9 protein-coding genes are annotated in these 13707 nt (G+C 44.1%); 6 read left to right on the forward strand and 3 right to left on the reverse strand.

All coding sequences use genetic code 11. The features are described 5' to 3' along the window. Positions 1-36: 36 nt before the first annotated feature. Both accB and efp read right to left on the reverse strand, forming a co-directional pair. Positions 37-555, reverse strand: coding sequence for an acetyl-CoA carboxylase biotin carboxyl carrier protein (gene accB / locus LAY41_RS00590; protein WP_249092981.1), 519 nt, complete (start codon positions 553-555; stop codon positions 37-39). 219 nt (positions 556-774) lie between these two features. Next, complete coding sequence (efp, locus tag LAY41_RS00595; protein WP_249092983.1) at positions 775-1332, reverse strand: elongation factor P; 558 nt, start codon at positions 1330-1332, stop codon at positions 775-777. 284 nt (positions 1333-1616) lie between these two features. Here efp and LAY41_RS00600 point away from each other — a divergent pair, with 284 nt between their 5' ends. From LAY41_RS00600 to thiL, 5 genes are all read left to right on the forward strand, one after another. Beyond that, a complete protein-coding gene (locus LAY41_RS00600; RefSeq protein ID WP_249092985.1) occupies positions 1617-2759 on the forward strand; it encodes a peptidylprolyl isomerase in 1143 nt (380 codons plus the stop codon). A gap of 89 nt (positions 2760-2848) precedes the next feature. Further along, positions 2849-3535 carry a methyltransferase family protein gene (locus LAY41_RS00605; RefSeq protein ID WP_249092987.1) on the forward strand — a complete coding sequence of 229 codons (687 nt, stop codon included), beginning with the start codon at positions 2849-2851 and terminating at the stop codon, positions 3533-3535. Positions 3536-3833: 298 nt separating this feature from the next. Beyond that, positions 3834-4118, forward strand: a complete 285-nt coding sequence (locus LAY41_RS00610; RefSeq protein WP_249092989.1) for a hypothetical protein — start codon at positions 3834-3836, stop codon at positions 4116-4118. Positions 4119-4410: 292 nt separating this feature from the next. Further along, positions 4411-5793: a hypothetical protein gene (locus LAY41_RS00615; RefSeq protein ID WP_249092991.1), complete on the forward strand. Its 1383-nt coding sequence runs from the start codon at positions 4411-4413 to the stop codon at positions 5791-5793. Positions 5794-5885: 92 nt separating this feature from the next. Then, positions 5886-6923 carry a thiamine-phosphate kinase gene (gene thiL / locus LAY41_RS00620; protein WP_249092993.1) on the forward strand — a complete coding sequence of 346 codons (1038 nt, stop codon included), beginning with the start codon at positions 5886-5888 and terminating at the stop codon, positions 6921-6923. Here thiL and LAY41_RS00625 read toward each other — a convergent pair. Then, positions 6920-7375 (reverse strand): DUF29 domain-containing protein, encoded by a 456-nt coding sequence (locus LAY41_RS00625; protein ID WP_249092995.1) that lies wholly within the window; start codon positions 7373-7375, stop codon positions 6920-6922. The genes thiL and LAY41_RS00625 overlap by 4 nt on opposite strands. A 903-nt stretch (positions 7376-8278) precedes the next feature. Here LAY41_RS00625 and LAY41_RS00630 point away from each other — a divergent pair. Continuing rightward, entirely contained in the window at positions 8279-13693 is a 5415-nt protein-coding gene (locus tag LAY41_RS00630) for a lipase family protein (RefSeq protein ID WP_249092997.1), read from the forward strand. The last annotated feature ends 14 nt before the right edge of the window (positions 13694-13707 follow it).

Below are 13707 nucleotides of genomic sequence, written 5' to 3' on the forward strand. Positions count from 1 at the left end.
TTTTCTATGCCAATACAGTAATCCACCATACAACCATCATCCATCAGGGTTAATCCGCATCAAAATTTGGCCATATTCCACAGGTTGACCGTTCTGCACCAAAATTTCGATCACCTGTCCCGAAACTTCTGCTTCGATTTCGTTCATCAGCTTCATTGCTTCAATGATACAGACTGTTTGTCCAGATCGAATGCGATCGCCCACTTCCACAAAAGAGGCTTCATTTGGAGCTGGTGCCCGGTAAAACGTGCCCACCATAGGAGATTTGATCGGTTCCCATTTCTGCTCAACCTGCGGGGGAGCAGAAATGGTCGTTGGGGGGGCTACCCCGCCCGAAGCGGGAGCTTGGGTATAAAATGGCAATACTTTAGCGTCAACAGCTATAGGTGGTGCAGACGGCTGCACGGAACCGATCGGCTCAGACGCTTCCCGAATGGAGCCAGTGTTTTTACGCACTGTTAGTTCAAAGTCGGCGCTCTTAAGCCTTAGCTCGGTAATATCGGTTCCATTCAAAACCGTCAGGAGTTCGCGGAGTTCGTTAAAGTCCAATTCCACAGCAAGTTTTATCCCATTCAATCAGCAACGGCTTTTTCGTTATTAATACGATCGAGGAGTAGGGGCTCTTGAGCGAGGGGGGATAGAGGAGCCAACCGCTAAGACTCACACAGATTCCTCTATCCGTGTCGTGGCCCAGCAGAGGAGAGAGATCGCAGAGGAGCAAACGTTCCCCCCATATTTTGGTTAAACCCGCCCTTACGACTCCTGACTTCTGCATTATTCTCGACCCATGTAGGAATCGGTACGGGTGTCGATGCGGATACGCTCTCCCACAGAAATAAACAGAGGAACCATTACCTGGGCACCAGTTTCCACGATCGCGGGTTTGGTGCCGCCTGTGGCGGTATCTCCCTTGACGCCGGGATCGGTCTGCACTACTTCCAGCACTACGGAGTTGGGCAGTTCTACTTCCAGCACCTGCTCTCCCCAGCGGATGACGTTAGCTTCCATACCTTCTTTGAGGTATTTGACGCGATCGCCAATCTGAGTTACGGAAAGTCGCGATTCTTCATAAGAATCCATATCCATAAAAACGTAGTCTTCGCCCTCTTTATACGTATGCTGCATCGTATTTTTTTCCAGATTGGCTTGGGGCATGGTTTCCCCGGCTCGGAAGGTCTGTTCTACCACACTGCCAGTTTGGACGTTTTTCAGCTTTGTCCGCACAAAAGCCGAACCTTTACCTGGTTTGACGTGGAGGAATTCCACGACCCGCCACACGCCGCCATTCCATTCAATCGAAACACCAGGCCGAAAGTCGTTACTCGAAATCATGAACCTTATTCCACTAGCCAGATCGATCGGCCTTCAATTGTACCGCTCTTGGGGGACAGGAACTAGGGGCTAGGGAATTTTAGATTTTAGATTTTAGATTTTAGATTTTATTTCAATTTTGCGATCTTCCCTCTTCCCTCTTCCCTCTTCCCCCTAGCCAATTGCCCCTTTCTTTTGAATGAGTGAATGAGTGAATGAGTGAATGAGTGACTTCCCTAGCCCCTAGCCCCTTGTTCCCGACTCTATGGGACAATCTAAAATTGTTTGTACCTAAAAATATATTTATGCCTCGTTCAAGTCTTCCAATCTTTGATGGGCTAAGACGCTGGCTGCAAAGCGGCGTTTTGATGCTGCTGCTGGTTTCCCTTTCCATTGGACTATCCGGTGCAGGGTGGAACTTTTTTGGCAGCAGCGGTCGCGAGAGTCGCCTCCCATCTGGAAATGCCATTACCGATGGGAAAGCGCTGTTGCGGTACGCCCTGCCTATAGACAATAAGCCGGTACGAGAACTGCAAGCGAGTTTGGAAGACATCTCTACCCAGCTGCGGTCTAATCGCAGGTGGAGTGCTATCTCTTCGGATATCAGTAGGGCATCGTTAATTCTGAGCGATCGCCAGCCCCAACTCCTAGAAAGCGTCCCCCAGGAGCTAAAACCCGAAGCAGAAACTTTGCTAAAAGACCTACAAGCAGGTTTCCCCGACCTCAGAGCAGCCCTTGAAGCCCAGGATAAAGAAGAGATCCTGAAAGAGCGGTCTAAGCTGCTAGATAAAGTAGGTCAGCTAGAAAACACGATGGTGCAGAAATTCCCCTTTGAAGTTCCAGCCCAGTACAGCAACCTGCCCCAACTCAAAGGTCGCGCCACTGTGGAAATGACCACCAACAAGGGCAACCTCACGATCGTCCTTGACGGTTACAGCGCCCCTGTTACCGCCGGGAACTTTGTCGATTTGGTACAACGCGGTTTTTATAACGGGTTGCCGTTTATCCGGGCAGAAGAATCCTACTTCCTACAAACCGGAGATCCAGATGGCCCAGAGCAAGGTTTCATTGACCCAACTACCGGAAAGTACCGCGCTGTTCCCCTAGAACTGCTAATCAAGGGAGATGAAGCCCCCATGTACGGTATTACCCTGGAAGAAGCCGGTCGTTATCTCGATCGACCAGTGCTGCCCTTCTCGGCTTACGGTGCTGTAGCGATGGCTCGACCGGAATTTGAAGCCAATGGCGGGTCTTCTCAGTTTTTCTTCTTCCTATTTGAACCAGAACTGACGCCAGCTGGGCTCAACGTGCTGGATGGTCGATATGCCATCTTTGGTTACGTGATTGAAGGTAAAGAAGTTTTGGATAAGCTGAAGCAGGGCGACAAAATTGAGTCGGCTCTTGTCATCGAAGGAGCAGAAAATCTCGTCCAACCTCAAGTAGCTTAAGCTTGAAGAGTTATGAGTTATGAATTTTGAATTAAAAATTATTTAACTCAAAATTCATAACTCATAACTCATAACTCTTGAATGTAACCATGAGCAGTTCTGTCAGTGCAATACAGTTAGCTTTGGTATTGGTGGCAATGCTAGCCATATTGATTGTGCTGCCAGCGCTTTTATTTGGGGTGGTACAGCAGTGGCAAGTAATTTTTTTATTGCTGGGCTATGTAGGTTTTTTTCAGGGCACAATTTGGCGTGTCTTTAGATATGGTAATCTGACCAAGACCAGTGAAGATGAGCAGTTTAAGCGCAGATCGGGTCGTTTGGCTTTGGCTGTGCAGTTTATTGGTCTTTTAGCTGTGCATTGGTTAGCACTGTATGATTTTTCGCGCTCTGGGGTTGTCTGGCGTACTGCTGACAATCTTTTGCCAGTGAATGTGGCAATTTTTATCGTTGGATCTGCGATAATTATTAATCAAGCGGCAATTCGCACACTTAAAGGATTTTTTGACCGGATTGCGATCGCGCCCGATCATCAGCTGGTAACAACAGGCATTTACAGTATCGTGCGTCACCCGATTTACCTGAGCTATGTTTTACTTTTTACGGGATTTTGCACAATGCTGCAAAGCTTTGCTAGCTGGGTGCTGCTGGGTTTTGTCTGTACAATTTGGTTGGGCAGCAGAATTGCGATCGAAGAAGAAATGCTGGAAGCAAGGTTCGGTAAGCAATACAAGGCTTATCAGCAAAAAACCAAAAGGTTGTTTCCATTTATTTACTGACCCAATCGCCAAATTTTTAGCTAGATCGTGCTACTGTTGCTCAATAGTGCTATCCAGTCACAATTATTGATAAAAAAAAGGTGATAGGCGATCGGGGGATTGGGCACTGGGGTCAGTTTGGGCATTGGGTATTGGGCATTGGGGTCAGTTTGGGCATTGGGGAAGAGACTAGACAGAAATGCTCCCCCACTCTCCCACTCTCCCACTCTCCCACTCCCCCACTCCCCCACTCTCCCACTCCCCCACTTTCCCACTCCCCACTCCCCCGCTCGAACGCGCCTCTACTAGATGTCAGCCTATGGCAATTATTGAGTTTATGTTTGTGCTGGCGCTTGCTGGAATGGCAGGCTTATTAATCATTAGCGCAATTAATGGTGAGCGGAAGCAGCAGCAGTTGCAGAATGCTTTCTATCAGTTGCTCAAAGATCGAAATGGCTTAATTTCTCCAATTCAAATGGCGGCGGCTGCTAGAGTTGACCCACAATTAGCTAAGCAGTACCTGGAAGCACAGGTTAAGACTTTTGAGGCACTTCCAGAAGTGGATGCTGACGGGGATACCTTCTACCGATTTCCCAAACTTTAGGTGAGAGGGTCTGTTCTCTTTGCGCCAGCAACGCTAACGGTAAACGGTAAACGGTGAACGGGGCTATTTTATCCAGATCGTAACCCAAGATAGAACTTACCCACTCGCTCCCCTTTTCCTCTGCTCCCCCTCATTCCGCAAGTCTGTGGTTGAAAGCGTAATTACTGTCGATCTTAGCTGGGTGAACAGATTGAAGAGAGGAGCCAATGTTTAAGTGAATAATTTACACATGGCGTTTTTGGGGACGCCTTTGATACCATGCACTTGTATCAGGGACAACGGGGAGATCAATATGGAACTTAAAGAAGCTCAGAAAAGATGCCTGAAGAGATTGGTTTCGGCCATTGGGGAGCTGGAGTGTCAGATCTCAACGACCGAAGTTGAGCCAATATCTGAACTGATTATCCAAACGATGACAGGCCCTTGGCGCTATTTTCATACTCCAGAACACATTTTTGATGTCGGTGGCACAGAAGACCCTATAGAGGTTCTGGCCGCTTTGTTTCACGATCTGGTGTACGTGCAGGTCGATCAGGGTGTAAGTTTTAACATTAGTACTTACATTACTCCCTTTGTCAAAGATGTTCGCGGACAGCTAGTGATTCGGGATTCAGCTCAATTGTCCAAGGATCGGATGTTTGAGATTGTAATGGCTGTATTCGGGTTTGTTCCCGGTCAGACGCTCTCTCCATTCGCGGGGCAAAATGAATTTCTGAGTGCGGTGATTGCTGCCAAATCTCTAGATCGTTTTATTTCTGCTAGTGCAATTGCTGAGATAGCGGCTTGTATCGAAGCTACGATTCCTTTTCGTCCAAAATTGGAATCCGGTTTCAGCGCTATGGATATGCTGTACCAGCGCTTGATTAATGCTAATAATCAGTTCAATTTGGGGTGGACAGAGGCCAAAACCTGTGCAGCGGTCAAGCGTGCTGTGAAATTAGCAAACCGGGATGTTGAGAATTTTGCCTATCAAAATGCTGCTGATTTTTTAGACAATACATGGAATCTTTTACCAGAAACTAATCACGAACTCCTTAATGCCAATTCCTACACGGTTCAGGGATATCGCAAGTCGCTGCAAAAGATGGAAGGATTTATGAACTTCCTCAAACCGGAGGTGGTTTTCCAGCAGTTTATGGGTGAGCCGGATGATGAAAGTTATCGCGACTTGGTTGAAAGAACTAGAAGGAATATTGAGGTGGCGAAGCTTTATCTGGGAAGTAAGCTAACTACGATCGCTATCCTTGAGGCGCTTTCCTATCGGATGGGACGAGATATTCCTATCTCTACTATGATGGGAGAATTACCAGATATAAAAGTAAAGTCAGCCGCTTTGGAGAATTTTATTCCAGATGTAATTGAAGGCCATGAACCTAAAAATGCTGTAGAAAAGGATGTGTTAGAGTTGTTATCAAAGGGACGAAATAAAGACTCTCCTTACGATCTGAAAAATTCTCCTTTAACTACGTTTATCATTAAATCTATCGGGTTTGACTCTGGTGGATACCTACTACAGCGAGCTAAGGAGTTTTTTAAAGCGAATATTGAAAAAGTAAATATTGAAGAGGCAGAAGCGTTTCTGAAAGAATGCGACGACCATGTACTCAAAACGGTGACAGAAGCGGTGGGGCAACTTTTTGAAAGTCGCATGATTGCCTTGCGCGGACATAACTAAGGTGGGGTGCGATCGCATCCCCGTCTGTGCTAAATGCAACAAACTTGCAATAGGTGCATAATTTCCAAGAAGTTAAGTCGGAAAATTCAGTTGTGACCGATGAATCGCCTGTTTTAAAAGTTGGAGATGTCGGCGAACAAGGACTTCTGAAAGGATTGCAGGGGTTCTGTCCGCCAGATATTGTGGGTGATGATGGGGCGGCGATCGCAACTCAGCCGGGACAATATTTAGTTGTGACGACTGATATGTTGGTGGATGGGGTGCATTTTAGCGATCGCACTACCTCTCCACAAGACGCGGGATGGCGTGCTGTTGCTGCAAATTTATCCGATTTGGCGGCGATGGGTGCAACCCCTTTGGGTATTACAGTTGGTTTGGCAATTACCGGCGATACAGCTGTAAGTTGGGTTGAGGAACTTTACTGCGGAATGAGAGAATGTTTGCTACAATATAATGCGGCGATTTTGGGTGGAGATGTGGTCCGATCGCCTGTCGTTACTGTATCAATTACCGCTTTTGGCGAAGTTTCTCCCGATCGGATTATCCGCCGTTCCAATGCAAAAGTGGGAGATGCGATCGTTGTTACTGGCGTTCACGGTGCTTCGAGAGCGGGTTTAGAATTATTATTACATCCCGAATTAGGAGAAAATCTCAGGAATGGGGAGAGAAAATCATTAATTCAGGCGCATCAACGTCCAAAACCTAGATTAGATGTTTTACCAATCCTTTGGGAAATTTTACATTCCGAATCCAAAATCCAAAATCCAAAATCCAAAATAGAAGTTGCGGGAATGGATAGCAGCGATGGTTTAGTAGATGCGATCGTGCAGATTTGCACAGCTAGTGGTGTGGGGGGAAGAATTGAGCGATCGGACATTCCCATTCCACCCGCTTTTCATAATTGGATATCGCCAGATAAAGCAATGGAATGGATATTGTATGGTGGAGAAGATTTTGAATTAGTATTGTGTCTTCCCTTAGAAGCAGCTAAGATATTCGTGGAAAGATTGGGAGAGGGTGCTGCGATCGTGGGAAGAATTACCAGCGATGATGATGTGCGGTTAGTCGATATTGCTGGTTGTTATCCTGATGAAGTTCTTACTTTAGATCGAGGATTTCAACACTTTTAGTCTGGTAAAAAATCGGGATCGATCGCTAGTTCCCCTGCGTAAGGACAATCCAGTGGAAAATTTTCCAGTGACAAACTCGTTTCATCTGCTGCTTGAAGGCGAGCATTCGCATAACATTCGGCAAATACCTCTTGTAAGTAAGGTGTCAAACTCGGTGAATCCTTCAAATCCTCGTTAATGCGTCTGCGATGTTCCCGAATGCTACCTCGCCAACTACCGCTGCGATACTCTGGTTGATATTGCCATTTCAGAAGATGAAGCAGAAGCACTACAAGGTTACTTTTGAGGCTTTTTTTCTCCCGTCTTGACATATCCTCAATTTCTTCGATCAAATTTGTCCAGTCTACACGATCGTAGTTTTGGGTACGCAGTTGCTCTACTGTGTTTTCAACCCAGCGTACATAATCAGTTTCATAGAGACTCTTTTGAGTGGTTTCGAGTTCAGGTGTCATATTTGTGTATCCTCTTCTATTGGATCGAGGTAAAGCTCGATCGCTTCTTGAATATTTTCTAATGCTTCTTCAATTGTTTCTCCTTAAGATATACAGCCTGCAAGAGAGGGAACATAGACGGTGTATCCCCCTTCTTCACTGGGTTCTAAGACGACTTTTATTTTCATGATGCTGTTTTTTGACCTACTTTTCTATTTTGCAGGGTTTGAGCGCGATCGCACATCCAATCTCCTCTGCGATCGCTTTTCCGCGCAATTACAAAACTTGCTTGGGAACGAACAGTACTTGTGTCTTACGAGATTATACAGATAAATTCAGTAATTTTACGGATTTAAGGTGACAGGTTTTTTGGTATATTCTTCCTTAAGCAAGATGCAGAATTAGTGTAAATAAAATGAACGTTAAAAGACTTACCTGCGTTGATACAACTTTTGCACAAGGCGATCGCAATATCAAGGAATCAGATTTTTTGAGACGCTCTCAGCCCTAAAGGGCTGAGAGCGTCTCGATTTTTTTAGCTCCTGAAAGCGCCCCTAGTAATTTATACCTAAGTGATTATTCGGATAAGCACCAGCCCAGAAACCCGGTTTCTTGGAGAAACCGGGTTTCTTTGTTCGCAAGTAGTACCTTTATTGATTTAAGTGATTTCCACAGGGCCGATCGAGACGTTCTCACTGGAGTTGCGATCGGCGTAACTAGCGGCGGATATATGTTATCCGCCGATTTTTGTAAAGATTTATTACAATCAACGATTTGCCGCATAAAAATCGAACCCTAAACCAGATAGATAGACAGGAGCGAGTCTGATGCCTATTTGCTCTCTATAGTGCAAGGCGTAAGAAAGCTCTAGAGCAAAAGTTCGATCGACATCAAAAACCGTTTCTTTTCTTTGTGAGGTGTGATATGCAAAAGTTATTCAACGATGACCTGCGTCTAGTTGTAGATCCCATCACTGGTATTGCAGAAGATCGACAGCTTACAGATAGTTTGGCTGGTAAGGATTTGCTGACAGGTGGTACAGCAGTATCATTACAAACAGTAAAAGAGCCTTTACAAACTGCACAGAATTTGCTAAAAGGGTTTGCAACTGCTCCTGATTTTAGTGCAAAGATGCAGGTAGCTTTTGGCAACAGCTTCAATGTTGCAGATGCTGATGCTTTGGCGAAAGCTTGGGTAGCGGGAAATATTAGCAGTTTTCCTAAGATTGAGATTCGCAATTACGCTGAAATTAATGGTGCAAAAGGAGCGTTTGCTGCTGCTAATAACACTATTTATTTATCGCGGGAATTCTTAACTGAAAATGCTGCTAACACCGAAACAGTTGCGAGTGTGCTTTTGGAAGAAATTGCTCATGCTGTAGACACTCAGTTGAATGATGCAGATACTCCAGGGGATGAAGGAGAAATTTTTTCGGCGCTAGTTCGGGGTGAAAAGATTGAAGCTGAACAGTTGCAGCGGATCAAAGCTGAGGATGATACAGCAAGTATCATCTTAGATGGGGAAGTTGTCCAGATTGAACAAGCTGTTAATGTTCCTTTTCAATCAAGGATTGGTGGTGTTGAAGGAGACACGGAAGTTATTAAATTAGGTGGTACTCAGGGTGAAATTAATTTGTCCTATCGAACTTTTACGATTCCCGACAAGGTACAGCTACTTTATGAAGGAAAAGTAATTTTTGATTCGGGGTTTGAAAGTACGGGAGGACTTAACCCATCAGAAAATCCTCCACCGAAGGTTGTAAAAGTTCCGTTTAAGGGAAACTCAGATGAGGTTACGTTAATTCTGACAGCCAATCAAGATGACGCTCGTACTGAGTGGGATTATTCGGTTGATACTTCTAATGTTAGTTCACCTAATGTTTCCCCACCAGGCGGCGGCACTGGAAACACTGGTACTCCACCAACCGGAACTGGAGAAAACGGCACTACGATCGACATCCCTAATAAGCATACCCTTTACGAGTTTTTAGCCAAAGATACGGTCTACAAAAATTTTGATACAGCAAATTTGCCGCTAGAATCTCAAGTTTTTAAACTCAAAGCACAAGATAAGGAGTCATTTAGCTACAAAGATTTTTTACCGTCCGATATCGTGCAAGAATATGGGTATAAGATTGATAAAATCTTTAATGAAGAGGGCAAACGAAAAACAGGATTTTATGCGCTGGGCTTGACATCTGACAAAGGAAAACCTCCTGTTCTGGTTCTCCGTGGCACAGACCTTAATCCAGACGAATTATTTGCAGATGTTTTTGCTGATGCTGATGCGCGAGGAGTAGGCTTCAACCAGTTTGAAAATAATCAACAAGAAGTGATCAAATGGTTAGAAGATAAAAAACGACCTGATATAGATATAGTTGGTCATAGCTTGGGTGGTGCATTGGCACAAATGCTTGCTGCTGAATTTACAGAAAAGGGCGGACAATTAGGAGAAATCGTCACCTTTAACTCTCCTGGAATTTCTAAGCAACAAGCTGACAAATTCAGGAGAGGTTTAGTTGAAAGTGTTAAGCATTACATTGCTGCTGGTGACTTCGTAAGTCTGGGAGGTGAAGAGTTTTTACAAGGTTCCTACGAAATATTTTCCGCTTCTGATTGGGCAGATGACAAAGATCCTATCATTCGGACTTTAAACGGCTTCACAAACAGACACTTAAATCCGCTCCTTGTTGAAGATGTTGGATACAATGCCCCTTTAAAGACTAATGATGCTATTAAGAAAACATCAGGGTTAGCTTCACAAAAGTATGACACGGTAACTTGGCTCAATAGTCCTTTGTTTACTTACCTAGATCCAGAGTTTTTGACACTGATGGCAGTAGCATCTACATCAATATTTAGTTTGAATGCAGCTAATACTTTACCCGAAAAACCGACGATACAAAAGCTTGGATCTTTGGCTCTCAACAGTTCTCTATTTTTCCGAGGTAAAGTTGAAGAAATCAGAACAGGAGTAGACAACTTTGATGTGGGAGGGAACCGTTATGTTGGGTCAGTAAGACTTGGAGGAAATTTAGTACCAGCCCTAAGAGAGTTAGCTAGTGCAGCAAACACAAACTTCTTGAACTATGAGAATGGTCTGATTGGAATACCTGTACCTCCGTTTCAACTCGGCGGTGTCAGGCTTGAGCCAAGTGGTTTCAGTATAAAGAAGGAAGACAAGGGATTAAAGCTTCAAGGCAAAGCGTCTTTAATATTTCCGCTAGGAGTAGGGCTGTCCAGATTCACTGCTGACTTGGCTGGAGACAACTTCTTCCGAATTAAAGATAGTGGATTTGATGTAGTTGGTGCGCTTTCAGTGGACAATATTCTAATTGTTCCTGACGTATGGGAAATTAGACAAGCTAAACTTGAATATAACTCAATTGAAAACAAGGTTGGTGGGCAAGCTTCTATCTTGATACCAAACCACATAGGAATTGGTGGTCTGTTAGAGTTTGAAAACGGACAATTAAACTCCCTAGCATTTGATGTAGACGGTCTAAATTTACCTGTTTTCAATACAGGTTTGAATCTGAGGCGGATAAAAGGTGGAGTAAAGGATCTGACGAAACCAGATCAAATTGTGTTTAATGGTGGTGTGAGATTCACAAATGTTGGTCAAGAAATTAATATTCCTCTACCATCTTGGGCTGGTGGGAACCAATCAGTGTCAATATTGGATATTGACATCGATGGCAGTTTGAATCGGGATCGTTTAAAGGCAGACGGTATTGCAAAAGTATTGGGTGGAATACTAGGAGATGGCAAAGCTACAGCTGAACTCAATTGGAACAAAGGCTTCCTAGAGGTAAGGGATTTTAATCTTTCAGCACTTGGCGGATTTGTCAAGGCACAAGCCAATTTCAAAGCCAACACTAATTTAGACTTGACAATGGGCGGAAACGCAACACTTCAAGTTCCTCAAAATCTACCTATTCCTAATGAATTAGGACTTTTTGCAGAAGTGATTCGTAAATATCAACGCGAACCACTACAACAAGGAGGCTTTGAAATCCAATATTCTAACGATGGCAAGCTTTCTAATGATTATCTTTCCGGTTGGGCTAAACTACCCGGATTGCCAGTTGACCTTACTCTCACCTTATTCTTAGATGGCAATTACGCTCTCAGACCAGGTGCTAAAAATATACCTGAAACCAATAGCTTTATAGTTAACCCTAGTACAAACTGGGTTATTCTTGGCGCTAATTGGGAAAATGCTGCTAATAACGTACCAATTCAAGTTAAGTTGCCAAATGGCACTATTTTGAATGAATCTGATTTCGCAGCTAACAACATTACAGTTGTTAATGACCTCACAGGCTCAAATACTAAGGGCGTTATAGTCTACAATCCAACACCCGGAGTATGGGATATTAACGTGCTTAATCCCACTGGGTTAGGAAATGTAAGATATAGCGCCTTCCGTGATGCAGTCAAGCCCGTCGTTGAAGTGACTAATCTATCCTCAAATTCAACTGGTTCTGAGGTGACAATCAACTACAAAGCCTTGGATGCTGACTCCAATGCAGAAGTTAGTTTATTCTACGACACTGACAATCAGGGATTTGATGGCATACCAATTATTAGGAATCTTGCTGAAAGTGACGGTGCAGGCAGTTTTGTTTGGAACACAGAAGGCTTACCAACTGGAGATTATTACGTTTACTCTATTATCAGAGACGAAAATAATCCTCCTGTTTTCAGTTATTCTACCCAACAAGTGAAAGTCACTGAATCGACAGATTTATCTGTTAGCAAAATAGCTAGTGCAGATCCAGTTGTTGTAGGTAATAATGTAGACTACACAATCACCGTAACCAATAAAGGCACTAATAACGCTAAGGGAGTGACTCTCATTGATACTCTGCCGGAAGATGTAACCTTCGTTTCTGCTAGTGTTAACCCCACTCAACAGTTAGGCGACGATCTCATCTTTGACCTTAGCAACTTAAACAACGGTGAAACCAAAACAGTAAAAGTTACCGTTACCCCGCAGACAACGGGAACCATCACCAGCACTGCTAAGGTGACGAGTAAAACTTTTGATTCTGATGTTACAAACAATGTAGCTATCCTTGACACCTCCGTTGACCCAATTACTACTGACCTTGCCCTTAGCGCAACTGGAATTACTAACACTGTAGATCTAGGAAAAAAACTCACCTACAACTTTAGCGTCACCAACAATAGCCCTACCACAGCTACAGGTGTTACCCTAACTGACAACTTGCCATCAGGAGTAAAGGATGTTTCTACTACTTCTAGCAAAGGTTTAGCCGCTGAAACTAACGGTATCGTTACTGCTGAACTAGGGGAACTTAACAGCGGTGAGACAGCAACAGTTACCGTTACTGCTACTTCCATTGCTGCTGACACTTTCACTAAGACTACCACCGTTACCAGCAACGAAATTGACTCCAACTCTGCCAATAATTCCCTCATTCAAAGGACAATAGTTAATCCAGTAACACCTACTGGTGCTGACCTAGAATTAACCAAAATTGTAGACAAAGCTAATCCCAATGTAGGGGATCAAATTACTTTTACCCTCACGCTCACAAACAAAGGGCCAGGAATTGCTAGCAGTGTTAAAGTAACAGACATATTACCCACTGGACTAAACTTTGTATCTGCTAACAGCATTCAGGGAACTTACGACAGCAATACAGGTGTGTGGGATGTAGGCAACATTAGAGATAATCTCACCCGCACTCTAAATATTGTTGCCAAAGTCAACAATGCAGGCATCATTCCCACGACAGCAGCAGTAACAGCTGTTAGCGAAACTGACTCTGATTCTACTCCCAATAACAATAATCCCAACGAAGATGACCAAGCTTCAGTCACTATCAATGCTATCGGAGGAGTACAAATTGGCACTACCAACCGATTAGTCTTTGACGACAAAACCTATCTCACCCTTTATCCCGATGTCCGAGATGCTTATAACAACGGCGGATTTGAAAAGGTATTCGATCACTTCACCACTCATGGCATACTCGAAAACCGCGATTTGAGAGTTCGTCTGTTTGATGAAACCTATTATATCGGTCAAAATACTGATGTCAAACAAGCTGTTGATGTAGGCGGATTCGATAACGCCTTCGATCACTTCATACTCTGGGGAGTAAATGAAGGACGCAAAGGCAGTTCATCGGATAATAGTTCTTACCGCTTGCTATTTGATGAAAACTATTACCTCGGACAAAATCCAGATGTGAAAGCAGGTGTTGACGATCGCGGATTATATAGCGGATTGATCCACTACTTCGAGGCTGGTCAATTTGAAGGACGGAAAATTAGTTTCTCGGACAACTACCTTATTTCGGCTTAAAATCAATTGTAGTA

It is taken from the genome of Argonema galeatum A003/A1, from assembly GCF_023333595.1.
Lineage (GTDB): Bacteria > Cyanobacteriota > Cyanobacteriia > Cyanobacteriales > Aerosakkonemataceae > Argonema > Argonema galeatum.